Source organism: Chryseobacterium sp. P1-3 (assembly GCF_000738495.1).
GTDB classification, from domain to species: Bacteria; Bacteroidota; Bacteroidia; order Flavobacteriales; family Weeksellaceae; genus Chryseobacterium; species Chryseobacterium gallinarum.
This window is the reverse complement of the sequence record NZ_JPEQ01000022.1, coordinates 1-19,932: the sequence shown is the minus strand read 5'-3', so window position 1 is coordinate 19,932 and position 19,932 is coordinate 1. Positions and strand designations below refer to the sequence as shown.

12 protein-coding genes and 1 pseudogene are annotated in these 19,932 nt (G+C 38.3%); 9 read left to right on the top strand and 4 right to left on the bottom strand.

From position 1 onward, the window contains the following. Positions 1–242: 242 nt before the first annotated feature. Positions 243–494, bottom strand: coding sequence for a type B 50S ribosomal protein L31 (locus HX13_RS20335; protein ID WP_002976190.1), 252 nt, complete (start codon positions 492–494; stop codon positions 243–245). A gap of 183 nt (positions 495–677) precedes the next feature. Here HX13_RS20335 and HX13_RS20330 point away from each other — a divergent pair, with 183 nt between their 5' ends. The 5 genes and pseudogenes from HX13_RS20330 to HX13_RS20310 all read left to right on the top strand — a co-directional run bounded on the left by HX13_RS20330 (position 678) and on the right by HX13_RS20310 (position 5,543). Continuing rightward, positions 678–2,087, top strand: a complete 1,410-nt coding sequence (locus HX13_RS20330) for a hypothetical protein (RefSeq protein WP_050022564.1) — start codon at positions 678–680, stop codon at positions 2,085–2,087. Between the two features lie 2 nt (positions 2,088–2,089). Continuing rightward, positions 2,090–2,417 (top strand): annotated as a pseudogene (locus HX13_RS20325) (nucleotide pyrophosphohydrolase). A gap of 21 nt (positions 2,418–2,438) precedes the next feature. Continuing rightward, a complete protein-coding gene (locus HX13_RS20320; RefSeq protein ID WP_050022563.1) occupies positions 2,439–3,662 on the top strand; it encodes a 3-phosphoshikimate 1-carboxyvinyltransferase in 1,224 nt (407 codons plus the stop codon). A 220-nt stretch (positions 3,663–3,882) separates the two neighbouring features. Next, a complete protein-coding gene (locus HX13_RS25075) occupies positions 3,883–4,314 on the top strand; it encodes a hypothetical protein (RefSeq protein ID WP_050022562.1) in 432 nt (143 codons plus the stop codon). A 230-nt stretch (positions 4,315–4,544) separates the two neighbouring features. After that, positions 4,545–5,543, top strand: coding sequence for a phosphatidylinositol-specific phospholipase C (locus tag HX13_RS20310; protein ID WP_238555566.1), 999 nt, complete (start codon positions 4,545–4,547; stop codon positions 5,541–5,543). Between the two features lie 169 nt (positions 5,544–5,712). On the opposite strand, the gene HX13_RS20305 is transcribed toward HX13_RS20310, so the two are convergent. The 3 genes from HX13_RS20305 to HX13_RS20295 all read right to left on the bottom strand — a co-directional run bounded on the left by HX13_RS20305 (position 5,713) and on the right by HX13_RS20295 (position 12,109). Continuing rightward, a complete protein-coding gene (locus HX13_RS20305) occupies positions 5,713–7,536 on the bottom strand; it encodes an alkaline phosphatase (RefSeq protein ID WP_050022561.1) in 1,824 nt (607 codons plus the stop codon). A 148-nt stretch (positions 7,537–7,684) separates the two neighbouring features. Beyond that, a complete protein-coding gene (locus HX13_RS20300) occupies positions 7,685–9,193 on the bottom strand; it encodes a RagB/SusD family nutrient uptake outer membrane protein (protein WP_050022560.1) in 1,509 nt (502 codons plus the stop codon). A gap of 27 nt (positions 9,194–9,220) precedes the next feature. Then, positions 9,221–12,109 (bottom strand): SusC/RagA family TonB-linked outer membrane protein, encoded by a 2,889-nt coding sequence (locus HX13_RS20295; protein ID WP_050022559.1) that lies wholly within the window; start codon positions 12,107–12,109, stop codon positions 9,221–9,223. Between the two features lie 336 nt (positions 12,110–12,445). Between HX13_RS20295 and HX13_RS20290 the strand changes: the two genes are divergently transcribed. From HX13_RS20290 to HX13_RS20275, 4 genes are all read left to right on the top strand, one after another. After that, positions 12,446–13,234: an SDR family oxidoreductase gene (locus HX13_RS20290; RefSeq protein WP_050022558.1), complete on the top strand. Its 789-nt coding sequence runs from the start codon at positions 12,446–12,448 to the stop codon at positions 13,232–13,234. Positions 13,235–13,368: 134 nt separating this feature from the next. Further along, complete coding sequence (locus HX13_RS20285; RefSeq protein ID WP_238555565.1) at positions 13,369–14,973, top strand: autotransporter assembly complex protein TamA; 1,605 nt, start codon at positions 13,369–13,371, stop codon at positions 14,971–14,973. A gap of 174 nt (positions 14,974–15,147) precedes the next feature. Continuing rightward, positions 15,148–16,581: an MBL fold metallo-hydrolase gene (locus tag HX13_RS20280; protein WP_128572535.1), complete on the top strand. Its 1,434-nt coding sequence runs from the start codon at positions 15,148–15,150 to the stop codon at positions 16,579–16,581. A gap of 172 nt (positions 16,582–16,753) precedes the next feature. Then, positions 16,754–19,930 carry a SusC/RagA family TonB-linked outer membrane protein gene (locus HX13_RS20275; protein WP_050022555.1) on the top strand — a complete coding sequence of 1,059 codons (3,177 nt, stop codon included), beginning with the start codon at positions 16,754–16,756 and terminating at the stop codon, positions 19,928–19,930. Positions 19,931–19,932 lie beyond the last annotated feature (2 nt).

Sequence of the window (19,932 nt, the reverse complement as noted above, 5' to 3'; positions counted from 1 at the left end):
GAGTTGAAAAATCCTGTTTCAATAACAGACTTTCTGCATCAAATTTCCACTTTACACAAAAATACAAAAAGATGGGAGAAGTTGAGATAAAGATATAAGACTAAAGAAAAGAGATTGGCTAAAGGCAATATTTCCAGTCTGTGATTTAATAGAGAGCTCATTGAGCGAAAGGCTTTCTATCTTTTAATAAAAAAAGTCTCCCAAATAATTGGAAGACTTCAGTATTTTAATGATACAAAAAATTATTTAGCGAATTTTTTGTATTTGTTCATGAACTTATCAACTCTACCTGCAGTGTCAACTAATTTCACTTTACCAGTGTAGAAAGGGTGAGAAGTTGAAGAGATTTCCATTTTAATCAAAGGGTACTCTTGTCCTTCATACTCGATAGTGTCTTTTGTTTCTGCAGTAGACTTGCAAAGAAACACCTCGTCGTTACTCATATCTTTGAAAACAACAAGTCTATAATTTTCTGGGTGAATTCCGTTTTTCATAATACAATTTTTAAAAAATTAAAGTTTGCTTTCGAAATAGTAATGGATATTTCTCTGCTAATTTTAGGTTGCAAAAGTACAACATTTTTTCTAATATCCAAATACAGAATTCAATATTTTTTAATTGATAAGAAATTCAAAGTATTTTCGTTAAATTTGGAACTTACTTAAACTTTAATTTCGATGAAATTCAAATTATTACTGGCTTTTTCTTTCTGGATGCTTCTTGTAGCGGTATCATGTAATAAGGATGATATTACCTTTGATGCTCCTTCACAGCAATTGCGTTTTTCAAGGGATACGGTATTCTGTGATACGGTTTACCATCAGGTACGCTCAGAAACTTATGCTGTAAAAGTATATAATAATGAAGATAAAGATATTATGATTCCCAGGATCAATCTTGAGAAAGGTTCAGCATCCTTATATAGAATCAATGTAGACGGAAAACCCGGTTATGATTTTAAAAATGTTCCTTTAAGAAAGAAAGACAGTCTTTATATTTTTGTTGAAATCGCACCTGAAGCTACCGGGCCAGAAGCCATTGCTGAAGACCGTGTTGTTTTTACCGGTGCTGCCGGACAACAGCATGTCACTTTATTTTCTGTAGTTCAGGATGCAGAATTCTTTATTCAAACGCCTTCCAATCCTAATATAATAGCAGCCCATACTACCTGGAATAATAATAAAGCTAAGATTATTTACGGTGATCTGACGATCAATCCTAATGTAGTACTGAATATCGAAAAGGGAACCAAGGTGTATTTCCATAAAAACAGCGGTATGAAATTTTCTGCCGGGTCAACTTTAAATATCAATGGGACCCAGGATCAGGAGGTTATCCTTCGCGGAGACAGAAACGATACAGCATACGATACGGTGCCTAAAAACTGGAACTCTATAAAAATGGAGGCCAATACGACTCTTAATATGAACCATGCCAGGTTATTCGGGGGAACCAGAGGCCTGGAGATGAAGCAAACCAATGCTACGATCAATAATTCATTCATTCATACTTTCTTTGAGTATGGGATTTATGCGGTAGGTTCTACGGTCAATGCCAGCAACCTGGTGATGAATAATTGCGGGCTTTCCTGTATTGGGATCTTCAGAGGAGGAAATCACTCTTATACCCATGCTACAATTGCCAATTACTCCAGAACAATGAACAATTTTGACAGGAAGGGCATTTTCGCAACCAATGAATGGAAAAATGATTCCGGGCAGACAGAACAGGGTGCTTTACAGCAGCTTAGCATAAGAAACAGTATTGTTTACTCTGACAGGGATAATTCTATTCATTTTGAACCTACACCCGGTCAACAGTTTGAGTTCTTGATCCAAAACTGTTTGCTTAAATACTCAAATACATCGGAGGCCGGATTCCCTTTTGACTCAAGTCCTAATGTACTGCAAAGTATCAAGAATGAGGATCCGAAATTTGTTAATTACTTCATGGCCAAAATGAACTTAAGGGTAACACCTGCCTCTCCGGCAAAAGGCAAAGGAAATTTAACGGTGGCAGGAACGGTGCCTTTTGATATTGTAAATGTATCCAGAACTTCTAATCCTACTCTCGGGGCTTATCAATAATAATGGAAATTACTCAACTGCAACAGCAAGTCGATGAATGGATCAAAACCATCGGCGTACGGTATTTTAATGAACTCACCAATATGGCGATGCTGACTGAAGAAGTTGGCGAAGTTGCCAGAATCATCGCCAGAAGGTATGGCGAACAGAGTGAGAAAGAAAGTGATAAAAGCAAAGACCTGGGAGAGGAACTTGCAGATGTACTTTTTTGTAACTTTGTGCCTTGCCAACCAAACCGGGGTCAATCTGCAGGACGCCTTCGACAGAAAAATGAAAATAAAAACTGATCGCGACAAGGAACGGCATCAGAATAATGAAAAACTGAAGTGATAAGACATCACGTGTAAAATAATGAAGCTAGAAAAATCAGAATTAACAGGAAATAAAACAGTACAGATCAGCGGTTCGAAAAGTATTTCGAATCGTTTATTGATTTTGGAGAGTTTATTTAAAAACATACCAATCGGGAACCTTTCCAATTCCCAGGACACCCAATTGCTGAAAAAAGCATTGGCTGAGAATACGGATACCGTAGACATTCACCATGCCGGAACTGCTATGCGTTTTCTGACTTCCTACTATTCAATCATGGAAGGGAAGACCACAATTCTTACGGGATCTAAAAGGATGAAGGAAAGACCTATAAAAAATCTGGTCAATGCATTAAAGGATCTTGGTGCCGAAATTGAATATCTGGAAAATGAAGGTTTTCCACCTTTAAAAATTACGGGTAAAAAGATTATTCAGAGCCAGGTACATGTACCGGCCAATATTTCAAGCCAGTTTATCACTTCCCTGCTTCTTATTGCCGGTAAGCTTGAAAACGGACTGGCCATTCATCTTGTAGGGGAGGTAACATCCCGATCTTATATTGAAATGACACTTGATATTTTAACAAGGTTTGGAATTCAAAATAGCTTTGAAGGAAATACCATTAAAGTAGAACCTTTTGATACAAAAAAAGCATCTACGCCCGTTCATTATGAAGTGGAGAGCGACTGGAGCTCTGCTTCCTATTTTTATTCTATCTGCGCCCTGGGCAGAAAGATGATCCATTTAAAAAGTTTTTACAAGAAATCAACCCAGGGGGATTCTGCAATTGCCGGAATCTATGAAAATTTCTTCGGTATCAAGACTATTTTCTCTGAAGAAGAACATATCATCACGTTAGAACCTCAGCCGGATTTTTCATTCCCTGAAAAGATTGTCCTGGATATGAATAACTGCCCGGATATTGCCCAGACACTTTGCGTAACAGCCGCTGCGTTAAAGATTCCTTTTGAAATTTCAGGATTGGGAACTTTAAGGGTAAAGGAAACCGACAGGCTCCAGGCTTTATATAATGAGCTTAAGAAACTGGGAACGGAGACGGAAATTACTGACTTAACCATCAAATCGGTCAGCTTCGGAGAACCGCAAAAAGATATTTCGATTGCTACGTATCAGGATCACAGAATGGCAATGAGCTTTGCCCCGTTCTGCCTGATCGGTGAACTCACCATTGAAGATGATAATGTGGTAGAGAAATCTTACCCGATGTTCTGGGAAGATCTGTCCGGTATATTAACTAGTTGATTTTTACAGTGCAGTAATTTGAGAATAATTTTATGAATTGTTTCAAATTACTGCATTTCAATACCATTCCTGCTCGATGAAAAATATATTTACTTTTTTTCACTTTTTTTATTGGTTTCGGGCTTCCACGCCCAAACCCTGAAAACTTTCTCGGTACCTGAGGGCTATAAAAAAAATTGCGGAAGTAAAAGGGGATCTTGATAAAGACGGACAGGATGAAATGGTATTGGCATTCGATACGGATATAATAACAGACCGGCACTATTCCGGGAAAACAGATTATCAAAGAGTTTTTTATATTCTGAAAAATACAGATAGCGGCCTTAAGATATGGAAAAAAAATTCTACCCTGCTTTTTTCAAGTGCAATGGGATTTTATCCGGAAGATAATATTCTTGAGTTTAGTATTAAAAACGGCAGGCTTATTGTCAGACAGCAGTTTTCTACCAATTCAAGGCATACTCAAAACTACAGGCATACCTTCATGTTTCAGAATGGTGATTTCTATTTAACCGGCTCTTATGACACTTTTGAAGATACCTGCGATTTTAATTTCCTGAATGTTATCAATTTTTCTACAGGGAAGGTTGTTGCAGAAAGGGAATACTCTTCCTGTGATGAGTTAACAAAAGTACCTGAAAATTTTTTATAAAGAATTTACATACAAGCCCAGGACCCTTATAAAAATGGATGATTTCAGGATTGGTGAGCATAAGGTGGAAATTCCCGGTACAACGGAATACATTGTTTTTTAAGCGGACCTTATAAACGAGGCTCTTACCGGTTTCCTTTATTTCAACAAATTAATTATCTTTTAAAGTTAAATTAACTCCTCATATTTTGACATATCCTTATTTTTAGATTAAATAAAATATAAAAACTATGTCAAAACAAAGCATGAGACGCTTTACAGCCATTGTCCTTGGTATGGCTGCTGCCAACCTGTTTTTTTCCTGTTCAAATGACAGCATTATTGAAAGAGATGCCACTGAAACCACTCTTGCTTCCGCAGGAAAAATGAATTATATGGCTTCTTTGGCGTCTATTGAGATGAACAACTGGATGTCCGGGCTTCAGGATAATATTTCCATTTCAAAGATTTCCATTCCCGGGACCCATGATTCGGGAGCACGTATAGATGCCCCTGTTGTATCTGGTACAGCAAAAACACAAAACCTCAGTATTGCCGAACAGCTGGATGCAGGAGTACGTTTTCTGGATATCCGTTGCAGGCATATTGATAATTCTTTCACAATTCATCACGGAGCTATCTACCAAAATCTGAATTTTGATGATGTGCTTAACGCCTGTTATGCTTTTTTGAACAGCCACCCGTCAGAAACAATCATCATGTCTGTAAAAGAGGAATATGATGCTTCCAATACAACGAGAAGTTTTGAACAGACTTTTGATTCGTATATTCAGAAAAACCCTTCTAAATGGGACCTGGGAGCCGGCATACCTAACCTGGGTGATGTAAGGGGAAAAATTAAATTACTGAGAAGGTTTTCTGCAGGAACATCAAAAGGAATCAATGCTACTTCCTGGGCCGATAACACTACTTTTGAAATTAACAATCCCGAAGCACAACTTAAAGTTCAGGATTATTATAAAGTAACCAATAATGATGATAAATGGGCGGGAATATCCAGCCTGCTTAATGAGGCTAAAAATAATACCGGGAACAGGCTTTTCATCAATTTCACAAGTGGCTATAAACCCGGGATATTTGGAATACCAAGCATTCCAACCGTTTCAAATTACATTAATCCCAAGCTTAAGACGTTCTTCCAGACCAATACCAAAGGTTCGTATGGAGTCTTGCCTGTTGATTTTGTCAGCGCAGAATTATCAGAACTGATTGTTAAGACTAATTTTTAGTAATAAAGTTTTCAAAGAATATCATTTTTTTAAAAGATGCAGGCTGTTTCAGAAATGGAACAGCCTGTTTTGTATTAATTCAGATGGATTCCTACCGGAATTTTAATCGATTACAATCTTTTCTTTGTACTATCTGCGATGGTTTACATCAATATAATAGTGGATGAGCTTATTTTTGGATACCGTAAGCAGCTATAATCTTATTGAAGATGTCTGTATTTTCAAACAATCCCGTAAATTCTTTAGAATTCGGCCCATAAGCAAAAACACTTGACGGGATCGAAGTATGATCATTGGTACTAAAGTTTCCGAATACCCAGCCTTCCCTGAGACTTCCATCAAGAAGGGTTAACCCTCCCGTTTCATGGTCTCCTACCACCACTACTAATGTTTCTTTATTTTCATCTGCAAACTTCATCGCTTTTCCTACCACATGGTCAAAATCTAGTAATTCGGTAACCAGCTGTTCCATATTATTGCTATGTCCACCTCCATCTGTTTGAGAAGCTTCCACCATCATAAAGAAGCCTTTTTTATTATTTTTTAAATCATTCAAAGTAAGATCAAATGCATCGGCAAGCCAGTTACCTCGTCCATCGGTGATTCTTTGGGAGGCTAAAGGATCTATTACCAGCGTACGATTACTGGTTGTGGCTGATTTCAGATCGTGATAAATATCTACTTTTGCTTCTTTCAGCTTTTGCTCCGTCTCCCGGGTTAATCCATTGGTAGGTCCGCCGATCAGGATTTTTGCTTTAGAGGTAATAAAATCTTTAAGTATCAGTTCTGAACTGTTTCTGTTGTCTGAATGGGCGTAAAAATCTGCCGGGGTAGCATCGGTAACATCTCCGGTAGAAATTAAACCGGAAACCATTCCTTTAGCCGCGATAATATCAGGAATCTGTGCCAATGCTTTTCCCATTCCGTCAACTCCTACAAAGGTATTTTTAGTTTTCACTCCGGTAGCAAATGCTGTAGATCCCGGGGCTGAATCTGTAATATAGGCATTGGAAGAATTGGTTTTAGAGAGTCCTGTTGCTTTCATATTGAAAACATTCAGCTTCCCTTTGTTGGCAGTAAATGCGGCATAATATTGCGGTAAGGAAGTTCCGTCCGGAATCAGGAGAATTACATTTTTTACTTTTTTATCAATACCATCTGTTTTATAGGTTGGAGTATAAGTTGCATATTCTTTTGTATTCTTGTAAAAGTTCTTAGGAATAGTATTCATGAACTTCTTAAGATCCGGGATATGGTCGGTGTTGATATAATCCACTCCAAGGTCCATCAGATTCACCCATGCATTGGGAAAATCAGGGGCTCCATAAAAGCGTACCGGTTTTTTCCGAGCATGTGCTTTTTCTACAACTGATTTTATTTTCGCTGTTTCTTCATCTCTTGGAATTCCTTTCCCATTCCATTTTACGAGCCCAGGGAGGTCAGCACTGAACATTCCAATTCTTTTTAACTGATCTTCTGTGTAATTTTTATCAGGATCCCCATCGAAATAAAGGTAATCTGGGTAGTTCTTAAAATCGTCCGGTTGTGGCCTTCCTCCTGTAATGACAATTTTAATCCCGCTGTTTCCTGTAATTTCAGGATACTTTTTTAAGGTGTTTACCAATGCATTCAGGCTCGTTTTATAATCCTGCTTGATATCGATGAGCAATTGTAATTTTCTATTGGGATCCGGGTAAATATTTCCCTTATTCAGCTTTATCTGTTTGGAAATAGTATCCAGATAGAGGTTCTCCAGCGTTCTGTCGGCTGAGAGTTCTTTTTCCGTATGTGCTACCCATAATTTCCCTTTTACCAGAAAAACATCGGCTTCAATAGAACCAAACTGTGCATAATACGCCTGCCAGAAAGGAACTTCCTGCATATAGTCATTGTGTGAATGTGCGTTTTCCACACTATAGTTTAAATAATTCTGAGCCTGATTTTCAGTAAAAGCTGCCAGAGCCAATACAGCCAATATTTTTGATAGTTTCATTCTTAAGTTTTATTTTTTACAAATTGAGGGCTCATCAATATGATAGATTTAAGTGTCACTTGATGCCTCTATGATATCTATTTAAAAACTATATCATCACAGAGCTTTCTGCAATGATATAGTCATTATCCATTGATTATATTAAATTTTACCAGCCTTCATTTTGTTTAATAACACCGTAACTGTTTACAATTTCAGCTTGTGGCACTGCCCAGACATTATGGATTGCCGGATTAAAGTTTCTAGCTGCCCAGACCACCTGTCCGTTAATCCCATGTAAAGGTTTTGCATAATTAGCCTGTGCATCTCCCCAACGGACAAGATCCCTGTGCCGGTCTGCCCATTCTCCTGCCAGTTCACAGCGTCTTTCATGCTTCAGGTCGGCCATTGTACATCCGGTTTTCGGTGCCAGACCTGCACGTGTTCTGATCATATTGATTTCCTGATCGGCATTTTGTCCCATCATCAGTCTGGCTTCCGCTTTGATAAGGATCACCTCAGCATAGCGCATAATAGGGATGGCAAGGTCTGTACATGGGTAGTCTCCGTTGGCACTTACATGGCCACTGCTTAATGGATATTTAAAAGCATCCATATATTTATTGAACTGGTATCCTGTAAGGGAGTTTGAAGAAGCGTAAGTTCTTTCTGTTCCGTTAAAGGTAAATTTATCTCCTAATTTCAAAATCGTTGTACTCCTCCTTTTATCTCCGGCTTCATACTCATCATATAATTCCTTCGTTGGCTGGAAATATCCCCATCCGTTATACTCACCCCAGCCTTTATTTTCAAGCATTACTCCGGGTAGGATACTTCCTACAGAATTAAATTTAGGGGTACTTGGTACAGACCAGATATATTCTGAACTATAATTATTTTCAGCCTTGAAAACATCTGCATAGTTGTTTAAGAGATTCCTGTTTCCTTTTGTCATCACTTCATTAGCCCAGTAAGCTGCATTCTGCCAATCTTTCATAAACAAATATACTTTTGCCAAAAGTGCCCATGCTGCCGCTTTATGAGGTCTTCCGTAATCTTTGGCAGGAAGCTCTTCCTGGCTGGGTAATAGTTCTGCCGCTTTTTTCAGGTCATTCACAATATAATTGTAATTTTCCATGACATTGGCTGCCCTGGGAACGGGCTTCGGATCGGGCTCTTTGGTGCGGTCTACGATGGGAACTCCTGCTTTTTCATTTCCATAGCTATAAGCCAGCTCAAAGTACATCCTGCTGCTCATGAACAAGGCTTCACCCAGATACTTATTTTTAGTCGCTTGTGACGCCTGGATGTTATTAACATTACGAATGACGCGGTTAGCCACTCCTATTACCGTATATCTTTTATTCCATTGGGTTTCCAGATCTCCTGCCGCGATATAATTGCTGCTGAAATTCTTCACATTATCGGCTTCACTTTTTGCTCTTCCCGTAACCATATCATCACTGGCATTAATAAACCAGAAAAAGCCTCTTCCATAAAATTCACTGTCGGAAAGTGGTTTATACATTGCATTTGCACCTGTGATCAGGTCATTTTCTGTTTTCCAGAAGTTGGCTTCCGTAGGAGTTCCTTCCGGTTGTATATCCAGTTCATTTGTACACGATGAGAGCGCTAAAAATATTCCTGAGATTAAAATTGCTTTATTAAAAAATTTCATCTTTTTTACTTTTTAAATTTGTTTAGATTACAATCCGACTTCCAGGCCGAAGATAAATGACCGGGCCTGAGGATATCTTCCGGTATCCACACCATAGGTTTCCATTCCCACTTCAGGATCAAAGCCTGTATATTTGGTAATGGTAAACAGGTTATTAGTTGTCATGTACACTCTGATTTTATTTACATTCAGCCTTGAATACAGTTCCTTCGGCAATGAATATCCAACCGTAAGATTTTTCAGTCTCAGGTAAGAGCCGTCCTCCACATAGAAATCCGATACTTTTGAATAATTACCGCCTGGATCACCATGTACCAGTCTTGGAATATCCGTATTGGTATTCTGAGGTGTCCAGGCATTCAGAATATCCCTGTCCATATTATAGTTTTGCCCTGTTCCACCGGGATTCAATGAAATAAATTTTAATCCGTTGAATATTTTGTTTCCATATACTCCCTGGAAGAATAGGTTGAGGTCAAAGTTCTTCCATGTCATATTGTAGGATAGCCCGTAGGAAAATTTAGGGTAAGGATTTCCGAGGTTTACAAAATCATTGTTATTTAATGTTCCTGTATTTCCCTCTTTCTTCAGGAATTTAATATCTCCCGGTTTAGCATTAGGCTGGATGAGGTTACCGTTGGCATCTTTATAATTATCGATTTCGGCCTGAGTCTGAAAAATCCCATCGGTTTTATAGCCATAATAAGAATACAGGGATTCACCTACCTTCACACGGGTAGGTTTCAATACTCCCCGGACATTATTGCTGCTTATAAACATCTCTTCAACACCGGCCAGCTGTTTCACCGTATTTTTTAGTTGACTAAAAGTAGCTCCTATGGAATAGCTAAAATCTCCCGTATTTTTGCTGTTGTAATTAATTCCTATTTCATATCCTTTATCCTGGAATAATCCGGCATTCACATACTGATCTACATATCCTGATGTACTTGGAAGGCTGACATTGAAAATCTGGTCTTTTGAGTTTTTAACAAAATAATCAAATTGTAACGACAGGCTATTACGTAAAAAAGAGGCATCTACTCCAAAATTGGTCTGCTCAGATTTTCCCCACTTCAGGTTTGAGTTAGGATTGGTGGTAGCATAATAGGCAATATTCTGGGTTGGATCCTGTCCGAAAATCACATTATTATCACGTACCATCAGCGGATTCACGGCCTGAAAGGAGATTCCTCCAAGATTTCCTAAAATCCCGTAGCTTCCTCTCAGCTTCAGATTGGAAAGCCAGGCAATGTTATTCATAAAATTTTCCCTGGAAACCACCCATCCTCCTGAAATGGAATAATAATTGGCAAACCTATTCTGTTTTGCCACCAAAGAAGATCCATCTCTCCTTCCTAACAAACTGACTATATATTTTCCTGCATAATCATAGTTTACTCTTGCCAGATACGATACCAAAGATTGCCTGTATTTGTAACTGTATACTTCCTTATTGGTATCTGCAGCATTTTGAAGATATCTGAACGCTTCGGCCTCGCTTCTGAAATCAAAGGCTTTTGCTCTGAAACCGTCTTCAGTGGTTTTTTGAAAAGTAAAGCCGGCAAGGAAGTCAAAATTATGCTTATTTGCAGTGAATTTGTAAGTAAGGAGCTGCTCTGCAAGAGATGTGGATAAAGTATTAGACTGATATTCCAGATTGTTGGTATCAAATATTTTTCCTATTTCCAGTACTCTGGAAGTAAATTCTTTAGTATTTCCTATTTTAAAAGTTTGTGAAAAGTTGGAACGGAACTTTAAATCTTTGGCCAAAGCAACTTCTACATATGGATTAATCAAAATTTCATGGGTAGGATTCTGAATACTGATCCTTTTAAGATAGGCCACGGGATTGATCATGTCCCCATATCCTCCTGCCACCTCAATCGGCAATCCTGAATATGCTCCTGCCGGAGTATATACCGGAACATTCGGCGGATAATACATTGCCGCTACCAAAGCTCCTGTATAACCATTTTTTGTATTGGCTGTATTTCCATCGGAATAATTATAATACATATTTTCCCCGATCGTCAGCCAGTCTTTCACCTTGTGTTCAGAGTTAACCCTGAAATTGTAGCGTTTTGCCTGGGTATTCAATAAAATTCCTTCCAGGTTCCGGTGGTTCATCCCTACAAAGAACCTAGATTTTTCACTTCCTCCACTAAGGTTTACATTATATTCCTGTACGGTTCCTGTACGGAAGATTTCTTTCATCCAGTTGGTTCTGGTAATTCCGCCGTCAGCATATTTTTCTGCGTTGAATGCGAGTGGCAGGCTATTTATTTTCCCGGCATTATCATACGCCTGGCGCATTACTTCCTGGAACTCTGCCGCATTTAAAGATTCTTTTAACCTCCAGGCCTGGTTGATCCCGTATTTAACATCAAAATCCACTGTCAGACTTCCTTTTTTACCTCTTTTCGTGGTAATGAGGATAACCCCGCCTGAAGATCTTGCCCCGTAAATAGCCGCGGAAGCATCTTTAAGAACAGAAATATCCTGAATATCATTAGGGTTAATAGAAGGTGTCCCGTTAAAAACTACGCCATCTATTACATAAAGCGGAGATTCACCATTTACACCTCCCAAACCACGGATATTAACTTTTGGTGAGCCATTGGGATCTCCGCCCTCATTAACCACCGTTACCCCAGGGGCTTTACCCTGCAGGACTTCTCCTACTCCGGATAAAGATCTGGATGTAAGTTTATCCAACGAAGCTTCAGAAACAGCACCCGATATCTTGCTTTTTTTCTGAGTTCCATATCCTACTACAACAACCTCATCGAGTGTTTTTTCTTTTAAGCTGTCTTGTTTCTGGGAGAGGAACATTGGTGAAGCAGATATTGCACCAATTAGTAATACCCGGCCCGTTAAGTAAGTTACTGAGACAGGGATTTTTAATACATTCATGACATCCTGATTTAATTAGATGCAAAATTAGATCAGCTATCTCTCCCACTTCATTACGGGTTTTTTATGTTTTTATTAAGAAATTTTATCGGTCATCACTTATTGGAATTAACCAATATAAACAACACCTTGTATATCAATAGTATAAACAATTAAAATAATGATAAGATATATTACCAATAGTATGATAGGGATTAACTTTATTTTAATTTTATGACCAAACATATACAACCATATCAAAAAATCAATGTCTTGCTATCTGCTTTTTCAGTTGTAATAAATGGCAGAGTTCATATTTCTTTTTTACATTTGCTGAAATTAAAATTATCAGCTTCAATGACCATCATCATTACAGGAACGTCTTCAGGAATCGGGTTCGCATTAGCCGAATATTTTGGTAAAAAGGGACACAAAGTATATGGCTTAAGCCGGAAGCATACGGAAAGCCCGTATTTCAAATCGATCCCGACGGATGTTACCGACAATACAGCTGTTCAGAATGCCATCGCAGAAGTTTTAACTACAGAAAACAGCATTGATGTTTTGATCAATAACGCCGGAATGGGAATGGTGGGGGCTGTAGAAGATTCCACAAAGGAAGACATTTTAAAACTGTTCAGTCTTAATCTGGCCGGTGCCGTTCAGATGATGAGCGCTGTTCTTCCCGGCATGCGTCAAAATAAATTCGGGAAAATCATTAATATTTCCAGTATCGGAAGCGAAATGGGACTGCCTTTCCGGGGATTTTATTCTGCTTCAAAATCAGCCCTGGATAAAGTAACGGAGGCGATGAGATACGAAGTGTATCCATGGAATATTGATGTTTGCTCACTTCATCTGGGAGATATTAAAACCAATATTGCCGAAAACAGGGTCATTGCAACGGTTTCCGAACCCTATAAAAATATTTTCAATAAAGTGTATGCTTTAATGAATGCCCATGTAGATGAAGGAACCGAACCGAAAGAAGTGGCGGAATACATTGAAAAGCTTCTGGATAAAAAGAAATGGAAAGCTCATTATTATTTTGGTAAATTCGGGCAGAAAATCGGGGTTCCGTTGAAATGGATTCTTCCACAGGGAACCTATGAGAATTTAATGAAGAAATATAATAAACTGGATTAGTTTCAGTTATTTAAAAAAATTATTAACTGTATTTAAACCATTAAGGGATTAAGTAGTGAAGAATGCCTCGCTTTTAAGCTCAAGATGATTATTAAAATGCCACTTAATTCTTAGTGATTTAAATAAACATAGCATTGAAATTATTTCTGAAAATATTTTTTGTTGTATTCTGCGTTTTTACACAAGCGCAGAAAAAACAATACTGGCTCATTGACTCAGAGACCAACGTAAGGAAAAAGGTTAAAGATTCCGCTTCTGCCGTAAAGTTCCTGGATTCACTGGCACAAAATAACTACTTCTTTACCCGGCTGAAAGAGGTAAAAGCAAAAGGAGACAGCACAGAAATATTCTATGATAAAGGAAAAAATTATAATGAAACCTATGTAGACCTTTCTGATTCCATTGTACAAAAGCTTAAAATACAGAAAGATTTCTTCACTAAAAATTTAGATTCTACCAAAAAAAGCATTAATAAAAGTTACATTGATGAAGGATATTCTTTCAGCAGAATCAAATCCAGATATAAAGGGCAGAAAAACGGCTATCCTGTTGTAGAACTGGATATCAATAAAAATGATAAAAGAACGATCGACGGCTTTGTGCTCAAAGGGTATGAAAAAGTTCCGAAAAGGTTTATGAAGAATCTTGAAAAGGAATTTAAAGGAAAAAGCTATGATGACAAAAATTTGCTGGCGATCAATAAAAACTTTCAAAGCCATCCTTTCCTAAGCCTTGAGCGACAACCCCAAACCTTATTTACCAAAGATTCAACCAATATTTACCTGTTCCTGGAAAAGAAAAAGACCAATACCTTTGACGGTGTCATCGGATTTGGAAATGACAAGACAGACAAATTTACCTTAAACGGTACCATGAATGTCAATTTCAGGAATATGTTCAATGGTTTCGAAACCATTAATCTGTATTGGCAGAGAAATCCCGATAAAGGACAAAATTTTGATTTGCAGGTTGACATTCCCTATCTCTTCAAATCCAATGTCGGGATGAATGCAAAGGTGAATATTTACAGACAGGATTCCACTTTTGCCAACGTAAAATTCTTACCGGCCTTCTATTATCATATCAATAACCGGAACAAGATCGGAATTCGCGGAACTTTGGAAACCTCTACTATTATTGATTCTCTGTATGTTCAGGGAAAGGATTATAACAAGAGGGGAATCGGGGTCTGGTTTGAAATGACAGAACCTACCGACATTGATCTTTTCCTGTACAAGACTAGGATCAATGCCGGGTATGATTTTCTAACAACAACTTATACAAAAGGAAATACCAAAGCTACCCAGAATCAGTTTTATTTCTTCGGTGAACATAATTACCATATTGCCGGAAATCATTTTCTCAACATCAAAGGAGAAGGAGCCATGATGGATTCTAAGGTAGAGTTTTCTGCCAACGAATTGTACCGCTTCGGAGGCTGGAATTCCATGCGGGGATTCAATGAAAATTCCCTTGCCGCTGATTTCTTCTATTACGGAAGTTTAGAATACCGGTACCTCATCGGCAGCCAGGCATTTTTTGATATCTTTGGCCAATATGGTCAGCTCAACAATAAATCACTGAATGTAAAACCCAAACTCTACAGTGTAGGACTCGGTTTCAACTTTTTCATCCCTATCGGGCTGATGAGCTTCCAATTATCGAATGGAAATGAATTCGGGAATCCGTTTAAATTCAATGATATCAAAATCCATTGGGGGATTCTGAGCCGGTTCTAAGGTTTTTCTTTCAAAGTTATTGTAAGCTTTGAATTGCTCAACGTGAGATTTAAAGGTTTTTAATCCGTACCTTATTCATAAAAACCCGCAAAACATTACAATACAAATATTTACTGAAAAATAGTTACATTTGTTTTGAGAAGACACAATGCGAAAAAAATAAATAAAAGTATCATGAAAATTAAGTTTTTATTTATAATCGGATTTTGTCTGAGCTTTTCTATTAACGCATTGGCACAAGATACAAAGCAAGTAATTCAAAAAAGTCTGTCAGCATTAGGAAACTGGGAAGCGGTAGATAACTTTGAATATTCAACTCAAAGGACAAATTCAGACCGATGGCAGGGATATGACTTCAGTAATCCTATACCCGAAAAAGATGAGTTTCATCTCGCTTTTGATCTGAAAAACAATCGTTTCCTGCATCATACCCGGAATCATTACCCCGGCGGTTATTTGTTTGACACATACAGGCTGGGCCGGGATGCAACATATTATGTATATGATGGCATCGGCAGCAGAACCGGAAAAGATTTGCTCAATCTCGGCTCTTCTTCTTTCAATAACAGAAAAAATGCTTTATTGAACAATTTCTCTTATTTTATCCTGAAGCAATTGCTCACAGAAAGTAAAGATGAATCTTTGCTTACAGCAGACAATACCTGGATTATCTCCAGAAAAACACCATCCGGCACTGAAGAATACTGGTTTGATAAAAACACTTATCTTTTAAAAAAAATAACGAAAATCCAGGGACAAGATACCCTGACCCAACATTTTGATGATTATTTGACAGCCGATGGATTGATGATTGCAAAGAAAAGCAGCCTGGAACGCAACGGAGCACTTGTTTATTCAGACTCGTTAAGCTCATTCAGGCACAATAAAGGAGTAGATCCTAAGGTTTTTGATTTTCCTCCGGGATATAAAACGGTCACAGAACAGACTCCTAAGCTTTCCGCTAAAATGTTGACTAAAGACGTCTACCTGATTGAGAATGTAGATGGGGACCGGAATATCTTATTCGTTAATATGGGCAACTATATTGTTCTTACGGAAGCTCCGCTATCATCGGCTACCACCCGATCAATACTGGAGGTTATTCATACTACTTTGCCCAATATACCTGTCAGATACGTTCATCTCTCCCATTTCCACAATGATCACATTTCGGGTATTGCAGAAGTAGTGAAAGAAGGGGCAACAATTATCTGCGCAGAAAGTATGAAGCAACCTGTTATTGCCATGTTACATAACGGCAATACTGCTGCTCAAACCGGAGATGCCAGTTTTATCGTTTTTAATAACAAAAAAGTGTTGCAAAACGGGCAGAAAAAACTGGAATTTTACGAAGTCCCCAACAGCCATGCCAAAGGAATGTCATTCTTATATCTGCCGCAGGAAAAATTGATCTACCAAGGCGACCTGCTATCATTGCCTGCCGATTCATATCTTACTCCGGCAATAGCTGTAACCAGGGAGTTTTCAGATTTTCTGCATCAGAAAAAGATACCTTTCGACCAAATTATTGGTCATCACGGACTTCCTCTCATTTCTAAAAAAACCTTTGATGAGGTTATTACTATGAAAGAACCCGTTTTTCATTGACATTTTGTGAATTATTCATCATATAATAAAGCATAATCGCCTATACAAAACGCAATTTTTTATTTTATCATTGTGTTAATTACCATCGTTAAAAAGTATTAAATCGTATTTTTATTTTAATACATCATTAAACTATATGTAATAATGCACTGCTAAATTTGTCTTAAAAAAAATGAAGAAAACTTTAGCTACTTTTGCCGTTTTTTTACTTCCTCTTTATTTTACGGCCCAGGAAATCACTATTTCCGGAAATGTAAAATCTGAAAACGGCTTAAGTGTTTCCGGTGTGAACATCACCGACAAAAACACAGGAAAGACTGCTATTACTGATGAAAATGGTAATTTTACCATTTCTGCCAGCCCCAAAGATATCCTTGAATTTTTTGCTCCTGAATTTTCTGTTTATACCGTAGAAGTTTCTTCAAAAAAACAGTATTCCGTTACTTTAAAAAGAGCCAACGAAAAGCAGATTGAAGGCGTTGTTATTACTGCTCTGGGAATTGCCAAAAAGAAAGAAAAAATCGGATATGCTACTCAGGAAGTAGGGACCAGACAATTTGAAACCATAACAACTCCAAGTATCGGAAACCTATTCTCCGGCCAGGTAGCAGGTCTTAATGTTTCCAATCCAACGGGAATGCAACAGGCCCCTGAATTTAATTTAAGGGGAAATTCCAATCTGGTTTTCGTTATTGACGGGGTGATCGTTGAAAAGGAAGTTTTCCAAAATCTGGACCCTAATAATATTGAGAACATTAACGTATTGAAAGGAGCCACAGCCTCCGCCTTATATGGGTCAAGAGGAAGATATGGAGCCGTACTGATCACTACAAAAACGGCAAAAAAGAAAGGTTTTACCATTGAGTTTTCTCAAAATACCATGATCACAGCAGGGTTTACCAATCTTCCGAAAACACAGACCGAATATGGAAACGGATCCCATGGCAAGTATGAATTCTGGGACGGAGCCGATGGCGGAGTGAATGATGGTGATATGATCTGGGGACCTAAATTCGTTCCGGGCCTGAAAATCGCCCAATGGAACAGCCCGATCAGAGATAAAGTGACAGGAGAAACTATTCCCTGGTACGGAGCTGTGACCGGCACTCAGTACAATGATAAATCAAGATATGAAAGAGTCCCGATTGACTGGCAGTATCACGATAACCTGAAAACATTTTTAAAACCGGCGGTGATCAACAATAACAATTTTGCGATCAGCTATAGAAATAATAAAGATATATATAGGTTTTCCGGTAATTTCATGAATTATGACGACAGGGTTCCCAATTCTTACCTGAGACGATACGGGGTGAATTTCTCCTCTGAAAATCATTTGGGAGACCGATTGATCCTGGATACAAAATTCAATTTTAACCAAACCTTCACTCCCAATGTTCCCAACTACGACTATAATCCAAGCGGCCACATGTACACCATCCTGATCTGGATGGGGGCAGATGTAGACGGAAGAGCCCTGAAAAACCATATGTGGATTCCCGGAAAAGAAGGTATAGCGCAGGCTAACTGGAACTATGCCTGGTACAACAATCCCTGGTTCGGTGCTGAATATTATAAAAATCAAAATACGACCAATATCATCAATGCCCAAACCGGATTGGAATATAAAGCTACCCAAGATTTCTCGGTAAAAGGTAAAATATCCATTGTAGAAAATCATAACAAAGCGGAAATATTAAGTCCTTATTCCTATTTCAATTACAGTGCACCAAGAAGCGGAGGCTATATTCTGAAAGACAACAAGACCTGGAACCTCAACTACGATGTACTGGCGACCTATAAGAAAAAAATCTCCGACAATTTTGATTTCACCATCAACGCAGGAGGCTCGGCATTTTATTATAAAAACAACCTCAATGAAAGGTCTACAGATGGCTTAAAGATTCCTGAACTTTATACCTTTGAAAATTCTATCGGGGCATTGAAAAATTATGCCTATCTCAAGGAAAAACTGATCTACAGTGCTTATTCAACAATTGATATCGGCTTATACAATGCATTCTTTATCAATATTTCGGGGCGGAATGACTGGTCTTCCACACTGCCCAAAGCCAACAGGTCTTACTTCTATCCTTCAGCATCCGTAAGTGCGGTAATTTCCAATCTGGTGAAAATGCCTGAATCCATCAATCTGCTAAAGCTCTCCGCATCATGGGCAAAAGTAGCGTATGATTTTCAGCCGTATTCCATCAGAAACTATTATTTGAATAACGGAGGAATTACCTTTAACGGAAACCCTACCAATTATTACCCAACGATTTTAAATAACGAAAATTCATTAAAACCGGAACAGACCAAATCTTATGAACTGGGTTTAAGTGCAGGCTTATTCAACAATAGAATTACATTAGACGCTACCTATTTCAGAACCCTGGATTATGATAATATCCTTCAGTTTCCGAGTGCAGAATCATCCGGTTTCAAGTCCCAGTATGTAAATGGTAATGAATATACCACCAAAGGATTTGAAATTTCATTAGGTTTTGTCCCAGTTAAAACCAAAGATTTCACCTGGAGATCTTTAATCAACTGGAGTACTTACGAGCAAAAACTGACTTCCATCTACGATAATATGCCTAATTACAAGAATATTCTATTAGGAGAAAGAATGGACAGTTATTATGATTATACCTGGCAGAAATCCCCGGAAGGAAAGGTCATCCTGAATCCGCAAACCGGAATGCCTACAAGGGCTGCCAATCCTACCAATTTAGGGCATTTTAATCCTGACTGGACTTTTGGATTCAACAATACCTTCAAGTATAAAAAATTCACCCTGAACATCGGTATCGACGGTAGTATTGGCGGCGTAATGAGATCTCAGGTAGTTGAAAAAATGTGGTGGGGAGGAAAACACCCTAATTCTGTAGCCTACAGGGATCTTGAATATGCTAACCCGGGAACTTATTATTTCGTTCCCGATGGAGTTAATTATAATCCTGCAACAGGAACATATACTCCTCATACCAAAGCCATAAGCTTCCAGGATTGGGCGCAAAACTATCCTTATCAGGCGCGGGTAACCGAGGCTGAAAGTGAAGAGTTTGCCAATGTGTTTGACCGGACCTTCGTAAAGCTAAGGTCGGTAATCCTTGAATATGATTTCTCTTATCTGCTTAACCCACGGGGATTTGTAAAAAACTTTACTGTAAACCTTTCAGGATACAACCTTGCGATGTGGAAAAAATCCAAAAACCTGTATTCTGATCCCGATTTTAAAATAGGAACCGGAAACGACAGTAAAGATCAGTCTAAAATCGGCTCCGGGAATGATATTCAGGATCCTTCAAGCAGATGGTTCGGGATTGGTTTTAATCTTAAATTTTAAAC